Annotated in this window: 14 protein-coding genes; 4 read left to right on the top strand and 10 right to left on the bottom strand. The window is 41.9% G+C overall.

Going from position 1 to position 16,501, the window contains the following annotated elements; all coding sequences use genetic code 11:
- Positions 1-84: 84 nt before the first annotated feature.
- Positions 85-2,094, top strand: coding sequence for a PAS domain S-box protein (locus BLP33_RS14305; protein ID WP_090529571.1), 2,010 nt, complete (start codon positions 85-87; stop codon positions 2,092-2,094).
- Between the two features lie 167 nt (positions 2,095-2,261).
- Here BLP33_RS14305 and BLP33_RS14300 read toward each other — a convergent pair whose 3' ends face one another.
- The 5 genes from BLP33_RS14300 to BLP33_RS14275 all read right to left on the bottom strand — a co-directional run bounded on the left by BLP33_RS14300 (position 2,262) and on the right by BLP33_RS14275 (position 5,894).
- Complete coding sequence (locus BLP33_RS14300) at positions 2,262-2,549, bottom strand: hypothetical protein (protein WP_090529568.1); 288 nt, start codon at positions 2,547-2,549, stop codon at positions 2,262-2,264.
- A gap of 7 nt (positions 2,550-2,556) precedes the next feature.
- Positions 2,557-3,039 carry a CHAD domain-containing protein gene (locus tag BLP33_RS14295; protein ID WP_175490014.1) on the bottom strand — a complete coding sequence of 161 codons (483 nt, stop codon included), beginning with the start codon at positions 3,037-3,039 and terminating at the stop codon, positions 2,557-2,559.
- Between the two features lie 186 nt (positions 3,040-3,225).
- Positions 3,226-3,978, bottom strand: coding sequence for a DoxX family protein (locus BLP33_RS14290; protein WP_090529562.1), 753 nt, complete (start codon positions 3,976-3,978; stop codon positions 3,226-3,228).
- A gap of 168 nt (positions 3,979-4,146) precedes the next feature.
- Positions 4,147-4,932, bottom strand: coding sequence for a hypothetical protein (locus tag BLP33_RS14285; RefSeq protein ID WP_090529557.1), 786 nt, complete (start codon positions 4,930-4,932; stop codon positions 4,147-4,149).
- A 482-nt stretch (positions 4,933-5,414) separates the two neighbouring features.
- Positions 5,415-5,894, bottom strand: coding sequence for a hypothetical protein (locus tag BLP33_RS14275; protein ID WP_090529551.1), 480 nt, complete (start codon positions 5,892-5,894; stop codon positions 5,415-5,417).
- A gap of 354 nt (positions 5,895-6,248) precedes the next feature.
- On the opposite strand from BLP33_RS14275, the gene BLP33_RS14265 reads away from it, so the two are divergent.
- The 3 genes from BLP33_RS14265 to BLP33_RS14255 all read left to right on the top strand — a co-directional run bounded on the left by BLP33_RS14265 (position 6,249) and on the right by BLP33_RS14255 (position 8,051).
- Positions 6,249-6,704, top strand: a complete 456-nt coding sequence (locus BLP33_RS14265; RefSeq protein ID WP_139159992.1) for a hypothetical protein — start codon at positions 6,249-6,251, stop codon at positions 6,702-6,704.
- A 151-nt stretch (positions 6,705-6,855) separates the two neighbouring features.
- Entirely contained in the window at positions 6,856-7,221 is a 366-nt protein-coding gene (locus tag BLP33_RS14260; protein ID WP_139159991.1) for a hypothetical protein, read from the top strand.
- Positions 7,222-7,553: 332 nt separating this feature from the next.
- Positions 7,554-8,051, top strand: a complete 498-nt coding sequence (locus tag BLP33_RS14255; protein ID WP_090529539.1) for a hypothetical protein — start codon at positions 7,554-7,556, stop codon at positions 8,049-8,051.
- A 21-nt stretch (positions 8,052-8,072) separates the two neighbouring features.
- On the opposite strand, the gene BLP33_RS14250 is transcribed toward BLP33_RS14255, so the two are convergent.
- The 5 genes from BLP33_RS14250 to BLP33_RS14235 form a co-directional block, all read right to left on the bottom strand.
- The gene (locus tag BLP33_RS14250; protein ID WP_254780143.1) at positions 8,073-8,258 is read right to left on the bottom strand and encodes a helix-turn-helix domain-containing protein; all 186 of its coding nucleotides are present in this window, start codon (positions 8,256-8,258) and stop codon (positions 8,073-8,075) included.
- Positions 8,259-8,732: 474 nt separating this feature from the next.
- A complete protein-coding gene (locus BLP33_RS27790) occupies positions 8,733-8,864 on the bottom strand; it encodes a hypothetical protein (RefSeq protein WP_256382333.1) in 132 nt (43 codons plus the stop codon).
- A gap of 244 nt (positions 8,865-9,108) precedes the next feature.
- Positions 9,109-9,786, bottom strand: coding sequence for a hypothetical protein (locus tag BLP33_RS14245; protein WP_090529533.1), 678 nt, complete (start codon positions 9,784-9,786; stop codon positions 9,109-9,111).
- Positions 9,787-9,788: 2 nt separating this feature from the next.
- Positions 9,789-13,247: a DUF6443 domain-containing protein gene (locus BLP33_RS14240; RefSeq protein WP_090529529.1), complete on the bottom strand. Its 3,459-nt coding sequence runs from the start codon at positions 13,245-13,247 to the stop codon at positions 9,789-9,791.
- Between the two features lie 32 nt (positions 13,248-13,279).
- Positions 13,280-16,477 carry a hypothetical protein gene (locus BLP33_RS14235; RefSeq protein ID WP_090529526.1) on the bottom strand — a complete coding sequence of 1,066 codons (3,198 nt, stop codon included), beginning with the start codon at positions 16,475-16,477 and terminating at the stop codon, positions 13,280-13,282.
- Between the last annotated feature and the right edge of the window lie 24 nt (positions 16,478-16,501).

The following is a 16,501-nucleotide window of genomic DNA, read 5'->3' as shown; positions in this document are numbered from 1 at the left end:
TTTCAATGATTGGATAAGATGTATAAACCACACATCTTAATAAAACCGGATATTTACTAACAGGGCAAAAGAAGATAGCTTTTCATGAAAAATAACTTATTACCTGACCTCTTCACCTTAACCGCCATTTTTGAAGGAATGGAAGATGCGGTATTGAGCCATGATCTTGACTATATTATTTTAAACTGCAATCCGGCTGCTGAAAAAATGTTTGGCTGCCCGGCCCCGGTGTTATTAGGGCAGAACATCCTTACCCTGATCCCCGAAAGCGTCCGTCAGGAACAACTGGCTATTCTTGAACGTGTATGGTCTGGTGAAAGAATAAATCACTTATATACTGTCCGCAGCAGTAAGCTACAGATTGATTTTCCGGTGTCACTTACTATTTCGCCAATAAGGGATGAACAGGGGGAGGTAATTGGAGCATCTCACATTATGCGCGATGTGACCCACGAAAGAGAGACAGAAGAGAAACGAGGCATGCTGGCTGCAATTGTTGAAAATTCTGATGATGCCATTATTAGCAAAACCCTTAACGGGATCATCACTACCTGGAACGGTGGTGCCGAAAAGATTTTTGGTTACCAGGAAAGAGAGACTATCGGTAAACATATATCTATTCTTATTCCTCGCGACAGGCTGTCCGAAGAAGATGTTATCATTGAAAACATCAGGAACGGTAACAAAGTTGATCATTTCCAAACCGTTAGGCTGCACAAAAATGGAAGCGCCATTGATATATCCCTTACTGTTTCACCGGTAAAGGACCGGCATGGGACCATTATTGGTGCATCAAAGATTGCCAGGGATATTACAGCCGCAAAGAAAGCCGAAACGGCCATCCGACACCAGGCGGCAAAACTGAAGATCCTGAATACTATAGGGAAAGCCATTTCAGAGAAACTTGATACCGAATCTATCCTGCAAAAAGTAACGGATGCCACTACACAGATTACCGGTGCCGCTTTTGGCGCATTTTTTTATAATACCATCAATCAGGACGGCGAAGCCTATATGTTGTACTCTTTGTCGGGCGCGCCAAAAGAGGCATTTGAAAATTTCGGAATGCCCCGGAATACGGCAGTTTTCCATCGCACATTTAGCGGGGAAGGCGTACTAAGGGTAGATGATATAACGAAAGACCCCAGGTATGGACAAAATGCACCGCATTTTGGAATGCCCGAGGGGCATCTGCCGGTAGTAAGCTACCTGGCAGTGCCAGTTATAAGCAGTTCAGGCAATGTTATTGGCGGCTTATTCTTTGGTCACCCGAAAGCCGGTGTTTTCCTGCAAGAGCATGAAGACTTTGTGGTTAGCTTGGCCTCCCAGGCGGCAGTGGCGCTCGATAATTCCAGGCTGTTTACAGAAGTAAAGGAGTTGAGTCAAAAAAAAGATGAATTTATCGCTTTGGCCTCCCATGAATTGAAAACGCCCCTCACTTCTATGAGCGGTTTTTTACAACTTCTGGAACGAAAGGTAATTGATGTAAACCGGCCTTTTGTTGCAAAAGCAATAACTCAGTTAAAAAAGCTGAATGCGCTGATCAACGACTTGTTTGATATCTCAAAAATACAATCCGGAAAATTGCAGTTTTATTTTGAAGAATTTGATTTTACAGCGCTTATCAAAGAAAACCTTGAAGCTATTCGGGAAGCCTATACATCACATGAAATTTATTTTGACGAAAACGTAGAAATGATTTTAGAAGGGGATAAAATGAGGCTGGAGCAGGTATTGACCAACCTGGTCACCAACGCGATCAAATATTCGCCGGAATCTGATAGAATTGAAGTATCAGCAAAAAGGTCAGAAACGGAAATTCAGGTATCTGTTAAAGATTATGGTATGGGCATCAATGAGGAAAATATCAGCCACATATTCAGCCAGTTTTATCGTGCAAAAGATGTAAACAGGAGCATTACTGGCCTGGGCCTGGGGTTATACATTACCAAAGAGATCATTGAACGGCATGGGGGCCGCATCTGGGTAGAAAGTGAGCCCCGGATGGGATCGACTTTTTCCTTCGTGTTACCGCTAAAAAAACTAAGCAGTATTAATGCCCGCCTCCATAAAAACGGAGAAGAAAGATACTGAAGTTAAAGTTTTTCCGTTCCGGCATCAGACTTTGCGCACAATATACACCAGCCGGCTACACCAGCGATTTCTTAAGCCATTTGTATATGCCAGTAGATGCCCGAGCTTTATAAGCGTTCTATAATAGATAATTCGAATTTGTATTTTTTCACATCATTACGCTATAGTTAAATTACAGCCGGAGGGCTTGCCTGTTCGCGGAAATTCCGGGTGAGCCTGGTGAGTTGTCTTTTAAGCACGGTGGCCTGTTTCTTTAGTCCTTTGAGTGTCTCTTTGCTGTTCGGGGTATCCGCAGTGGTTAAAAGAAGTGCGATGGCCAGTTCATTGTCATGCCAGTCGCCGATGGCTGCTTGTACCTGGTCAAGATAAGGTTCATTAAAAGGGAGGTCCAGTTCCGGGCGGGCCAGAGGGTAATTATAAAGCAGTACCTTCAGTTGTTTACGGCAGGTATGCAATTCCTCATTAAAACGGGGAGGGTTTTATGGTTGTAGCAATGATTTCCAGTTGTTGCCTGTAATACAAGGAGAGATGATGTTTACTGATCGGCCTGATCCGCTTCAGCAGGCTGCGGCGTGTTTTTCGGAGCCAGGCGCTGTGCTGATCCTTATCGGCGTTAAATCTCCGGGTGGTGATTTTCATAATCTGCTGTTGCTCCCGGATAAAATCGGTGTTTTCACCAACTGCCTTGCCCAGTTCCTGGTTTATATAAGCATTCCTGATTTCGCCGGCCTGTTTAAATATCTTACGAACAGGTTTGAAGCGTTTCTCCAGCGTAACGTCCTCTGCCGCGCTGTCTCCCAAGATCAAAAGCGCCCGTAGTTTTTTTACCCCGGTGCGAAAACGATGCAAATCTTCCTGTTCGTCGTTTTTGACAAAAGAGCGGAGATGGCGTTTCATGGTTCGCCATGTTTTAATTATATACTTCTTTTCCGTTTTCTTTTTCATACCGGTTGGCATATTGTTGTTGAAGCCTTGCGATATCCTCAAAAAAGGGTGCCGCATATTCAAAAATACGGCTAAAGCGACAAATCTGGTCCAAAAAAAGGATCTAATTACCCCAATATTATTACATACAAATCGCCGGCTACACAACACCCATGGAGAGGCAATGAGAAAATAGCATATCCTTGCTCACCTGCTATGTTTTGCATTGCCCACGCCTGATGTCTGGATAGTTTTACCCGGAGCTTTATCATACTGAGCCAGGCAACTGTCCAGTGGTTTGCCCAGATTGTGTACACAGTCGCAAAAAACTTTACAAGCCTCCGGCTTGGCATTTCCAGCACACCCATTATTGCATTCCATTAATGAATTGCCCGGTCGGATATCATATACGAACTGGTTAATTACTATTACTGCGGCTATTGTTGCAAAAACGCCTCCAAAAAACACGAACGGAAACTTGTTATTTCGTATTTCAGGTTGCGTTGTATGGCTGTTTTTTTGCTTGAATGGCAAAATGAATTTTAAACGGTCATAATCCCACCCCAGCAAATATAAGTTGGCAAGTACCATTAAGGTGGTGATGCGGGTGCCTTCAAACCTGACGGCGTAGGCCAGTATGCAGATGTTCAGTATAATCGGAAAATAGATTAACGCCCCGAGGAGCCGGGTACGGGGAATCAATAACAGGATAGCTGCTGCAACCTGCAGAACACCAATAAAAGTGTAATAATAACCTGTATGGTGCAACGCTTCTAAATAATGGCCCATCGGTTGATTGGTCGACAAACCGCTGGCGAACCGCTCCCCCATAATTTTAACACTACCGGCAATAAAAAAACCAGCCGCCAGCATTATCCTGTTAAAAGTAGCAAAAAGCTGCATCCATTTATTTCCTTTTGCCTGGTAATGCAATTGGTCGAGTGTGGTAGAAATCGGCATGTTTACCTGTAATTTATGTTCATAAAAGCACTTTGAAATACAAAGTTATTGAAAATAGATTGATATTTGCAAGAAGCAAAAAATCCTCTTAGCGTTAACTTAGAGGATTTCTTTTTCTGTGGTACCAACAGGGAGTGAGCCAGCGCCACAAGGTTAAATAAAGAATTTTTATTTGACTCGCTTGTAGATTTCTATAGATTGGCCATTTGTGGCACTATTAATCACCTGGGTATATTCGTCATGGCCATTCATCGTAACTTTAACGGTAAATTTATTACCCTGAAGAAGCCGGTAGTTTGATATTTGCTCTTCTTCCCTAAGCGTATCATTACTAAAAGTAAATACCCCGGTGCCAAACCCATTTTTAAAGATGGTTTTTTCCTTATTTTGAGCAAGCCTGTGGACGAAAATAAAATGCCCTTCCCAGAATATTTTATACTGCGTTACGTCAGTTGAGATTGTGTCTTTGCCTTTTATTGTATAGGTTCTTTCCATTTTCCACAAGCCGTCAAGCACTGAGCTATCCGCTGACGGGAATTTTTTATATTCTTCCTTCAATGCATATTTTACACCTTTTACCGTGGCAAAGTCGGGGATGACTTGGGTATAACCATCCGGTTTTTTTGTAACCTCAAGATTATACGTTAGGGATGAGTCGAGCGCTCTGCTGGTGTAAATACTATGTTCCTTAAGTCGGTTAGCAGAGTCGAGTGTATAAGTGCCCACACCAAACCCAACAGATGAATCAGGAACGATACTGGCGTATAAATAGTTATGATCTGTGTAGATTTTAATTTGCGTTCGTTTAATAACAGAGTCTTTGCCTCCTCGATCAAGCACTTGTTTTTCAAGTTCATATACACCCGAAAGGCCTGCCTCGGACGACTTCTCTTTTTTCTTGCATCCAAAGATCAAGAAGCTAAATAAAGCTGCGAAAACTAAAATCTTATTCATAATGCTTAAGGTTTAATATGATATAAGGCTTTATTTCGTCTGGCAGTGGTTTTTATTTGGCGGGCGACAACTTCTTGGTAAAAGAGCCAGGTAAAGACAAAATAATGCCTAAAATTTTATCACCATAAATAATGCAATTGGTTACATAAACTTACAAATAATATATATCATAAACAATTTGTCAGTGAATTATTAAAAGCTTGTTAATGAATTTTTTAAAAAGAAGTATGGCCGTTTAATTAAATACGGAACAATGAGAATGTGAATCAATATTTAGCCGGAGAGAAAAAGATGCCTTTAAATGCAAAAAAAGGTCATTTCCTTATCTCAAGTTGTGGCTATTACAGTATATTTGATAGTAATGCTCTTTCAAATACTTGCTTTAAAAGGTAGATTTCTCAAATCATTTGCAAATGATTTACATTCTGTACCTTTTAAGACAAGTAGTCGAACCTCAAATCTGCAAAAGGCACTTTCTAATATTAAGCATTAGCCCATTGCTTCAGAGTCACTAAATCCGATTTTCTGTCTGTCTTCCACAAATGGACTTCATAAAAGTCTTCTCCCTCTAAGCCGTTTTTACTTAAGTTGTCAAGGTTTCCATAGTAGATCCTTGCTCTATAAATTCCATTTGAAAGCTCAATCCTTTTGGCTTCTTCGAAATATTCCGTACACCCTGCAATAACAATCTTCCCAGAAGTAACTTCTAAATCACATTCATTTATTTGATCAATGATATTCGACTCATTTAATAACACTTCAGGCTCTGCTTCGAATATCTTAATGTTGACAGGCACTGTCATGTTTCTAACGGTGCCTACTACAAATGCACCCTCAGTAATAGCAAGTAGCATTTTAAAAGCTTGTTCTGTCCATGCGTTACTCAAATCACCTGGCATCTCTTCGTCTTGAAGATAAAACTGGAAGTAATCTGCAAAGAGATTCAAGTTATATTCTGTCATTTCCTTTTTAAGGGCAAAGCTAACAAACTGTTTGGAGTGTATCGGCAAAGATTAGCCCATACTCAAATAATACCGTCCCCCTATAACCCATTTCTTGGCATACAATATTTTGACTTTGTGTTGCGCGGATTCCTGTCGGTTGAAATTAGCCCCTCTCCAGTGGCCGAGTGGAAAGTCATTTGTTTTCACTCTTGAGCGCAAGGACAGCGCTTCCAAATCAAGAAAATCCGGGTCCTGCAAACGGCTGCTTTCAGCATCCTGCTTTAGTCCATATATCCTGCCTTGGGATTTGCTGTCAACCTTACTCTCAAGCGAAAACAACTCAATTACTCACCTCAAATCAATCCGCAGAACATGAAACGAACAACAACAAACACCTACACACCAAAACCAAGATGGGAAAAAGCACTATCCCTCAATTACGTTGATCCTCAAACACTGGAATCAAACAAGGAAACACTTGAACTTTATAACAGTGCACTTCTATTAGTTAATACAGAACTTATGCTGGCATTTCCTGAATTATCTTACGAAAGGGATTATCGGCAATACCCTGTTCAAGATATTCCTGGTGCCGTACATTGCTTTATGACCAAAACCTTTTATTGGTATCTCGCCTGCGATGAGTGCGATTTTTTTATCATCCATTACAACTTTTCGGATTGCCCCTTTGAAGCAGAAATCCGAAAATTGCTTCAACCATTCTCAAACAGCCCATTTACAACCCAATTCAAATTACAACCTAATCTTGTTACAGCCTTCAAACGGATTTCGAGGCTTGAAGACAGCAAATTCTTTAAGGCTTGGTGATTAATCACCAAGCCTATCCTTTATCACTTATCTCATGGAAAAGTATAACAAACCCCCAGAACCACCTAAACCGCCTATTAAACTGCCCTATCGCTTAAGCAAGCGTTGGAAAAAGGTAAGCGACTTATCACATCCGAACAAACTTAAAACAATGAACGGAACCATCATGATCCAGTATTATGACGCGCTTAAATTCATTAAGGCTGAATGTCTGGCGGTCGGCACCCGCTATTTTGAGCGGGACTATAAGGATGATCCTAATGATCCGTTTATGCTGCACAGCTTTGTTTCGCCTCGGCTTTCGTTTCATCTCGAATGTGGCTTTGACTATTTCATGAAGATCGAATATGACTTTGCAGATTTCCCACGCATCGATGATCTGCTTTGGCGGGTTGGATATGTCAGGGAACAAGGCATGCTCATTTACAAAGCATGTTTACCCAACCTTCCAACTTTCTTTAATAACGTGGTTGCCTATCAGGATCCACAATACATTCACACCTTTCAATCACAATAACTCATGAGCAACAACCCTTATCAATTTAGTGCTGCCACATCCGTAGATGAACTTTACGTTTTGGTCAAATGGCCATTCGTTCAGGATTTAATGGAAGCAGATTGGTTCCGTTCTGAATGCGTTCTCTATTAAGCTTTCGATGACCAGGAGCATTTAGATTCAGCTTACTTCGTTCCTTTAAATCGCCTTTACGAATTCCGATCTGCGGAATAGCGCTGTACTTAAAAGGCACACGTGGCAAATTCCCACTTAAATAACATCTTCAAAACAATCTCAAAGCCTTGGTTTAGTTTTAATTGAGTTCACTTTATAAACCCTTTTAACCAATTCTTATGAAACAGAAACGACCAGCCATTGAGATTCTGTCACCTTATAATAACAGTGTCCGACAGGCTTATAATGCTATCTACAGACACGCTAAACAGCTTTTATCTCTTGAAAATGAGGAACTCCGATTTGGTTTGGAGCGTGAAGAGCGAGGCCAGCCGATAGTCGGCACCATAATTCACGAATTCGTTAACCCATTGCTTTATCTCCGGCTTGAATATCACCCAACGAATAGCTTCGCTATTCATTATGGATTCGAGGAGTCGAAATCATTCAACCAGTTCGCGAAGATTACGGCCTCATTTGTTCGGAATATCTATAAGATAACCGCTAAGGAAAGCACAGAAATCAACATTGAGGACAGTGTCCGTACTGATTATTGCATTTATTTATGTTCGGAACTTTATGAATATGCTGAGGAGCGGAATAAACATCATCAGTTTAAACAGATTAAATACCGGCCAACGGCAGCTAAACGAAAACAAATGCAAGCAGTTGCTTAAAGAATGGAGGCTTAACCGCCTCTATTTAAAAGGCTTCTCAGGTATAAAATCCTTTATAGAACAGTCGAATATTATTGCCAGTTGGTTAAGATGGTTCAGATTGTATTTAGTTGGCGATCTCGAACTTTCCGCTTGACCAATGAAACCATTTGACACATCTAAGCGTACCGCAAGTTCTGATTGCGAGAGGTTGTGTTGTTCTCTCATCTCCTTTACCTTACTGATAACGTAAGCTTCAATATCTGACTTTAGGTTGGCTGCCATCAGATACGAAAGAATAAAAACAACACGCAAGCTTTGCTTAGTTATTGCTAAGTAAATTTGTATTTTTGTGTTGCAGCATGTCGACTGTGACGTTAACAAACCTGCCGATTAAGGACTGCTCGGCCCTTATCTAAAAAGAAATGCCAACAATTAAATTTAACTGCCCTTCTTGTGGTAAGCAATGGACAGCCTATGTAGATAAATCAAAGATTCGCACATTTTTATTTTAGGCCTTACTCTATATACTACGCGCAACAAAAATGTGCAGATCTTAATGGCCTTTAATGATGCTGCCTGTCATGCTATTTGAGGGCGCAAAGTCGTTCATCACATGAGCTTTCTCTGTCTTCATCAACCTTTCACTTATGCTGCGCTTTCACTTGGTCTGTCGACCAGGTGAGCTTGCAACGCTTAAGATTAATTCAGCCAGTCGCTCATATTGTTTGGCTCGCCCGCGCCATCGCAAAAGGCTTCAGCTTTGTCACAGCTTTTGATAGGCCAATACACAACCCAGGTAGTCAAAATCAGCGCTAAGGCTTTGTGAAGCATTCTGTAAAGTCGCTGCTTTGCATCTTTCTCTTCACAGACCTTTTGCTCAACTCGCAGCGGCTCGAAGATCAGCTACAAAGCATCAGTAGCCGATAATACATTTACGAAAATCCCGGATGCTGATTTCATCCAGCATTTCCTATACCTCGCAAGCAGGATGCTTGCTTTGTTTTTGGTCGAAGTTACGCTTTCGCTAAACTTCGACCAGTGAGGGGGTATATAAACATTACCGCCTCAATACATTTTATATTTTATCATCTGCAGCCAGCTTTTGCCTAAATGCATCCGCGGCTAATCGTTTCACTGTATTAGCATTTAATATACTTTTCTCGTCAATAATAACTTTTTCTGCTGCTTTAAACCAATCGGCTGGAATATCATCGATTGGCTTCGATGGACAAAATCTTAAAGTATAATAACCATCATCATTTACTTTGATTCGATTAATCACCTTTTTAGATAAATTGAATAGTTCCTGGATATCTCGACTAGATTCTATTTTTTCAAAAAGATTTTCTTGCGATAAAAATCTAATTTCTGTTATTTTCAAAGTATTTAAAAAATCTACTATACCATTTTCATCTGCTTTCCACCATCCATCCACAATCCCGGGTAAGCAAAATCTATCATCTAGTAGCCGTCTTCTTTCTTCTATATTTAAAAACTTGCTAATTCGCTCATAAGATTCGCATGGAATGTCCCCCCATAAAGCCCCCCAAATGGTTATTTTCGACAAATAGAAGGAAGCTGTGAACATTTCTGGATAGTTTTTAGAGATAGTCAGCCCTAACATTACAAAATATTTATCATTAACCTGTTTTAGAAACAATCCTTGAGCTCCCGTTAGTGAGTCTTTTATAAATTTATAACCCAGTGTTCTCAATTGTTCTTTGGTCAATCGAATTAATTTATCTTTTGTCATCTTTATTTCGGTCCTATATACGTTGGCGATCCCGGTTTATATGCTGGATTGGTAGGATCATAAAAAATAGATTGGTTCTTTACCCCATTTTTATTTAAAAGGTTCTCCCTTCTTTTTGCAGATTGTCGCCCTGTTGGTGTATCCGGTTTAATTATAATTGCAGTTCCATCTGGCATAATCGCATCTTTACGAACAACAGTTCCGTCTTGTAATGCAATTGTTTGCTCGGTCAAAGCTCCCTGTAATTCTAATTTCCTGCCTTCTTGCCGATGTGCTTCTTGACCTATAACACGAGCATTATTTGAAGTTTTATTGTTTACGCCTTTTTGCGTTTTGCTAGAATTTTGACTTCCATTGGCATTGATTATATTAGGCGTAATTTTCGGTACGCTATTAGTAATTCTTGTATTGTCATTTGTAAATATTGGCCTATCAAAAGTTGATGTATTGGATGAATGATCAATGATCTTACTAGTGACATAAGTCCCTCCTGCGGTAAATATCAACCCACCTACAACCTGCTCAGTTGTTAACGCTTCCAAAACCTCAACTGCAACAATCAAGCAAATTGGACAGTTTCCATCCGGATCATTTTTTAAAATTGGATTATTACCAACATATGCATAAGGCGACAAATGAATCTGCTCTGGATGTTCAGCAAGTTTGTCTACACTTCCCCATCTGCCAATCACAGGATCGTAAAACCGCGCGCCATAATCATACTGCCCTAATTCTTCCTGCAGCTCCTTCTTATTGTAAAGATACTCATTCTTAGGGCTTGCTGTAGTGCCCCGGGATAATTCCATCCCAAACGGATAATAATCATCCTGCTGCCTGATCACCGTAGCGGAGTTCTGATCAAAACTTAAGCGATTGTTACCCAGGTGATCTGTCAGGCTGTATTCATAGATATAGTTGCCCCCGTTATTGATGGCCCGGCCTTCTTCGGTCTGGATAAAAATGATGTTCCCGTTTTCATATTGGATCCCGTCAATATAATCGGTTATGGTCGCCCCGTTGTTTTTGCGTAACTTTTTACCTGCTGCATCATAGGTATAGCTCAGGTTAAACCCAGTTGCGGTTACACTCTGCGGTAAGTTCAGCAGATTATACGCGATGGTCTTCTGATTACGGGCATCAAATTTGACGTTGCCATTCGGGTCGTATTGATATGTACCCGTCGTCAGCCCGCTTACCGACTGCAACTGGTTGCCTGTATAATTATAAGTATAGGCTGAGCTTTGACGGGTAAGGTGCTGGATATTCCCTGCCAAATCATAATCAATGCCCTGTTCATTATAGTTCTCGGTAGTGGGACTGTAGATCCCTGCAGTCAGCCTGTTCAGCGCGTCATAGGTATAATTATAACTTTTGCTTGCGCCACCCTGTACCTGCCAGCTCTGTTTACTGATGTTGCCGTTGAAGGGGGCGGTATTACCATTATTATAGGTTAATTGCATGGCAAACAAGGGTGAAGTACTGCTTTTTAACCATCCACGTTCATTGTAGGCATACGCGATATTCTGCAGGAACGGTGCTGCTCCTGTAGCCCCGTGCAGGTGTTTGGTTTGCACCTGGCCAATCTCGTTATAATCCGTCTGGCTCAACAATATGTTCGCACCACTATTGATCTGCTCCTTGGTCTGCACCTTGCGCCCCATGTGATCATAGGCATAGCTGTTCAGTATCGTTACCGATTTAACCTTATCCGTATTGGCTGTGTTTTTGACATAATGTTCACGCTTACTGGTGGTCAGTTCGCTGGTAATGTTATTATACGTATTGGTGATCTGGTCATAATTATACTGGCTTACCGTGCCGCCTAAATAGTGCTGTTTAAACAGCTGTGTTTCCCTGCCCTTATCGTCATAGTAATGTACTGTCCATAAATAATCTGAGGGGTTGTTCAGCACCGCTGTCTTACTGGCTGTTATTAATCCTGTGGTCATTTGGCTGTTCCCCGATACGGTAAAATTGGTCGGGTAACCCGGGTAGCCCGCCAGGTTATTATAACTATCATAATAGTTTACCATCAATGCTACTGCCCCTGGGCCGCTCGGGAATGAAGTATTGGTATAACCATGAGTACCGGCAGCACTGGGGATTTCCCATCCCGTAACTCCTGACGATGCGTTCTTTAGTGTTGTGGTTATATAATCCTGCAGGCCTTGCCTGGTTTCGGTATGCCCGCCTTCTGTACCGGTCATAATTACCCTGCCCAAAGCATCATATTTGATAAAGCTCCATTCCTGGGGCGATTTTGCATGCTGACTGGCATCCTGAGTAAAGATTACCTGGTCCAACAGGTTATACACCATATATTCCCAATCTTTGCCCGGCACTCTTTTTTGAACCAGCCGGTTCCGCTCATCATACTGGTACTGGTAGCACAGGTTATCCAGTGTAGCTTGATTGGCAGCGCTGGTGATACCTGCATCGGCATTGCTGTTCGGAGGCAGTACAAAGGCCAGGTTCCCCAGATCGTCATACACATAATAGGTTGATAATACCTGTACGGTTGTGCCCACCTGGTTAAATGTCCGTTTCAGTATCACATGTCCCTCTTTGTCTTTATACTCTTCCGTAGTGCCAGGCTTTCCGCTTACCCAGTTCTCATCTTTACTTATTGTTACGTATAGCTGACCGGCAGCATAGTTGGCACCGTTTGCGTGGTTGAGTGTCCGGCTTTGGTTGCTGTTGATCGTAACGGTATACAGCACAGCGAGGTAACTGTTCGGATCGCCCAATGCCGTGGTATTATTGGTGGTATAATCCGTTTTATTGGTATGTCCGGCAGCACTATTGGCTACCGGCTGCCAAACCGCTCCGGGAGCTCCTTGTTCCAGTACCCGGTTCAGCGGTGAAGGTTCAAAATTAGTAACCGAAAAAGGGCTCGCTACTGCTGAAACGCCCGATCCGGACGGCGGAGAGCTATAGAATGCTGTTTGGTCGCTGACTGCCGTACTTTTATAGCTCCCGTCTGCTGCACCCTGTGCTGCGTAAGGCAGGTACTTTTGTACTTCCCGTCCGAACTGGTCATACGCAAATGGCTGGACCACATCTTTACCCGCTGTCGACCCTTTTACCTGTACCGTTTGCAAGGGCCTGCCCAACCCGTCAAAGTATTGTACTGTTTGCATCAGGTCACAGGCCGTTTTACCGCTCGTGCTGAACGAGCTCATCGCCGTACGCGGCGTACTGGTAACAATATAGTTCTGGTTCTGGCTAAAACTGTTTGTTAGCAGCTGGCAGTCAGGATTGGCGATATACAACCTTACACTCTGGCCCGCCGCGGGTGTAATTGAGGTAACGGGCCCAAGTACTATGCTGCTGTAATTATAGTATTGCCCGGGCGCTATCGCTGTGCCGCTGAGCTGATTCGTTGTTACATATTGGGCTACTGAACTGATAGCCGAAAGCATCAGGCCCAGGGCTGTTAGCAGGCTTTTGATATTTTTCATCGTGATAATGGCGCTATAGTTTGTTCTTCAGTTTATTGCCCCTGGTAATGATAGTCCATGTGTTTTACAATATTCCCGTCTTTATCCTTCACATTCATCAGGCGCTGCAATCCATCATATTCGTATGTCGTCGTCATCCGTTTACCATCCGTCATGCTTGTTATACCTATTAAAGGTGTGTAGGTATAGATAGTCAGTTCAGTTTTTGGAAGAGCGGAACGCAGTGGAGCTAATACACTTCTCACGTTACTATCCGAGCCTGGATTTGTATTCAGTAAATCTAACTGAGGTTGTCCTAATGCATTCACGACATCCTGGTAAGTCGCATTCTTCACTGCAGCTATTGGATACTGCCTGTTGTATCCCCACAAATAGGTGACATGGGGACCATTTAACGAAGATTGCTCCAATAAGTTTCCATAATTATCGTACGCGTAATTACGGATACGGGTTTCAGCATTGTTGCTTAATACCTTCGTTTCAATAGTTCTGGGAACTATCATACTTGCTGTATTGTCGCCCCAAGAACCGTTTTTCCAGTAATCGTAGGTATTTGTTATCGACTGTAAAAAAACGTCATTCTCATAGGCTGATTGTTCTATTAAGGGGTTGTGCATATTACGATTAGACATCGTGTTATATACATTGGGTGTACCTGCTGATTTTAAATCATCAGCGTATTTCATTTGCGTCGTTAAAAGTTTTCCGGAAGACGACTGTTCTTCTTTTTTAGTCAGTTGTCTATGAACAGCATTTTGATAATAAAAATTCCTTACAGTAACTACTGAGTCAACACCGATATAGTCAGCTACCGATTCTTTTTTTTGAGTAATCCAGTAGGAGGCATTGGTATATGTATTGGTATAAAAGCCTGTGGAAGTGAATGGAACAGTCAGGAGCTTGATAGCCGGTAGTAGGGGATTGGCGCTTCCCCAATCCAAAGCATATTGATTTTCGACTTTCTTTAATAGCTTATTAGTATTATCATAATATTTTACCGCCAGCATCCTACCATTTAGCGGATCTGCATCTACCGGCACAGATGGTGTCACCAGGCCCTGAATTGCTTTGTTGGAAAAATAGTATTCTGTTTTACCATTCTCACCTTGCTCTCCTGACAGTTCAGTTACTTTACTGTAACCTATCAGGCCACCTTTTGTGAAGCCCAAACTGTTGATGGTATTGGAGTATCTTACAAAATACACGGAACTCATATTTTCGCCGCAGGCATCTGTACCACCAACTATTGTAATGAAATCATATTTAACTGGAAGGAGCAACAGCCCACTGGAGAAACCATCCCTATCATATAAATATTTCTTTACAATCTGGTTTCCGAGGCCATCCATGTTAACAATCCTTTGCACTCTTAAACCACCGCCTTTCCTTTTCGTCAGTGGCGTACGTGCAGTCCATGTAGCACTAAAAGCCGAGTTATAATTTGGCAACGAACTGAGTCGCATTGTGTAATGGCCAGGAGACAGTAACAGTGTTTCATCTGTAACATCAGTGCCGTTCGGAGCATTATGAAATGTATGGTAAGGCTGATTATCTTTACTTAAATAAGCGTAATCAGCAACAAATTCATCTCTGTGACTTAAGTCATTGGGATCGTAATAATTGAAAAAGAACTTCACTTCAGTTACGTTTTCAGTCAAGGTGAAATTGCCTGTTTTGTCCGGTGAATTGGGAGTTATTGTTCCCAAAGACAAGGTAGTGTCTTTAGAGTTGTACTGGTCTTCATCATATAAGTTGGTATATTCATTTAGCTCATATGTAAAGTCGGTCCGTCCTCCCGTCGGGTAAACGATTGAGGATAGCACCCCATTTTGTACTGAAGCAAGATTCGTGTCCGATTGGCGGTTGGCCCCGGTAAATGATTTATAATAAGGGGTTAATGTAACGGTACTTGGCAGTAAGCTTGCATTTCCTGTTTGATTATTGAAATACCCCCAATGGTCTATGGCCTTTGTATATTTTGGTGGCAGAGTATTCGGATTGAAGTAGGAAAACTTATATGGCGGCATTGGTTGCGTGGGAGACGTTACATCTTTAATCGAATCCAGCTTTAGCCGCTTGTTTACTACGTCCGGATCATTGGCATTATAGTAAGAATGATAGAGATCTATTCTCTTTATAACGACGCCGGCCTTGTCCTTTTCTACAATATAAGCCAGTCGAGACGAGGTGTACGCGCCATTGGCATCTTTTACGTCAGATCTACTGCTTTTATGAAACTCAATTGAGCCATTAGTAAATAAAATCTGATCGGGCTGCTTACTTTCCAGTAATTGTCTTGAGGCACTATAGGTATCTAGTTCTGCCGGAGAGCATGTACTAGGATTACTAAGCCGGGTAAATCGCTGCTCTGATTTACTAAGCAGGCTGACATTTTGTTCATTTGTATAACTAAAGATTATCTTCTGAGAAGTAGCAGTTACAATCGAATCAAGATACCAGGCTGTTACAATTCCGTGTCGGTTTAGGTTTTCATCTGTCAAATCATTAATTCCAGCATCATAGGTGATTTCATGATCAGTTGACAATGAATAATCTGTGGCTGTCTCCTGCGCGTTGAAATAGTAATTATTACCGTCACCATCTATAATTTTCCAGCCTGGATTTAAGTAAGTTATTTTTGCGTTCGTGCTTTCCAATTGCAAGACACCGGACCCGCTTACCGTTTTGTCAAAAACAAACTTGCCATTGTTGTCACCAAAACTGTAGGTGAAAATATCCGGCTCGGTATCCATCAGCCCGTTACGCACGCTCATGAGATAGGCTCTGAGAGAGCCATCCGTATCAGAGAAGCCGTTTGAGTTATAAAAATTTTGAAGTTGAGTATCCGTAGGCAACGCCTGGGTAAAATGATAACCACCCGAATAAAGATCATCTAATCCTCTTACAGTCCTCGTGATAACACCTCCGCCAAAAGCTAACGACCAGCCAAGCCCTACCCAGCTTGCATCCTGCGCAGCCCTTGTTCCTGATGCATCGTAGCTCAACGCAATATTTATTTTTTGACCACCTGCTCGTGTGTTTAAAATCGGGATCGTAATTTCAGGTACGCCATTATACGTTCCTTTTGAATTATTTCCAAAATTACCAAGTGATGCTGATGTAGGCGAAGGCGGAATGACCTTCGATAAATCTGCAGTATATTGGGCACGGCTACTACTACTCCAAATGAGTAAGCAGAATATTAAAAAGATAGGGTTATAGGGTTTCATATGCGACAAGGTTCTAAATGAACT

The sequence above is a fragment of the Mucilaginibacter sp. NFR10 genome, from assembly GCF_900100445.1.
GTDB lineage: Bacteria > Bacteroidota > Bacteroidia > Sphingobacteriales > Sphingobacteriaceae > Mucilaginibacter > Mucilaginibacter rubeus.
Note: the sequence above shows the minus strand (reverse complement) of the source record. Positions and strands in the feature narration are given on the sequence as shown.

What these genes read in the sequence shown, in the direction of transcription:
- BLP33_RS14260 (WP_139159991.1), top strand. Translation starts at nt 6,856, where the DNA reads ATGAACGGAACCATCATGATCCAGTATTATGACGCGCTTAAATTCATT.
- BLP33_RS14285 (WP_090529557.1), bottom strand. Translation starts at nt 4,932, where the DNA reads ATGAATAAGATTTTAGTTTTCGCAGCTTTATTTAGCTTCTTGATCTTT.
- BLP33_RS14305 (WP_090529571.1), top strand. Translation starts at nt 85, where the DNA reads ATGAAAAATAACTTATTACCTGACCTCTTCACCTTAACCGCCATTTTT.
- BLP33_RS14235 (WP_090529526.1), bottom strand. Translation starts at nt 16,477, where the DNA reads ATGAAACCCTATAACCCTATCTTTTTAATATTCTGCTTACTCATTTGG.
- BLP33_RS27790 (WP_256382333.1), bottom strand. Translation starts at nt 8,864, where the DNA reads ATGCTTCACAAAGCCTTAGCGCTGATTTTGACTACCTGGGTTGTGTAT.
- BLP33_RS14255 (WP_090529539.1), top strand. Translation starts at nt 7,554, where the DNA reads ATGAAACAGAAACGACCAGCCATTGAGATTCTGTCACCTTATAATAAC.
- BLP33_RS14250 (WP_254780143.1), bottom strand. Translation starts at nt 8,258, where the DNA reads ATGAGAGAACAACACAACCTCTCGCAATCAGAACTTGCGGTACGCTTA.
- BLP33_RS14275 (WP_090529551.1), bottom strand. Translation starts at nt 5,894, where the DNA reads ATGACAGAATATAACTTGAATCTCTTTGCAGATTACTTCCAGTTTTAT.
- BLP33_RS14290 (WP_090529562.1), bottom strand. Translation starts at nt 3,978, where the DNA reads ATGCCGATTTCTACCACACTCGACCAATTGCATTACCAGGCAAAAGGA.
- BLP33_RS14245 (WP_090529533.1), bottom strand. Translation starts at nt 9,786, where the DNA reads ATGACAAAAGATAAATTAATTCGATTGACCAAAGAACAATTGAGAACA.
- BLP33_RS14295 (WP_175490014.1), bottom strand. Translation starts at nt 3,039, where the DNA reads ATGAAAAAGAAAACGGAAAAGAAGTATATAATTAAAACATGGCGAACC.
- BLP33_RS14265 (WP_139159992.1), top strand. Translation starts at nt 6,249, where the DNA reads ATGAAACGAACAACAACAAACACCTACACACCAAAACCAAGATGGGAA.
- BLP33_RS14240 (WP_090529529.1), bottom strand. Translation starts at nt 13,247, where the DNA reads ATGAAAAATATCAAAAGCCTGCTAACAGCCCTGGGCCTGATGCTTTCG.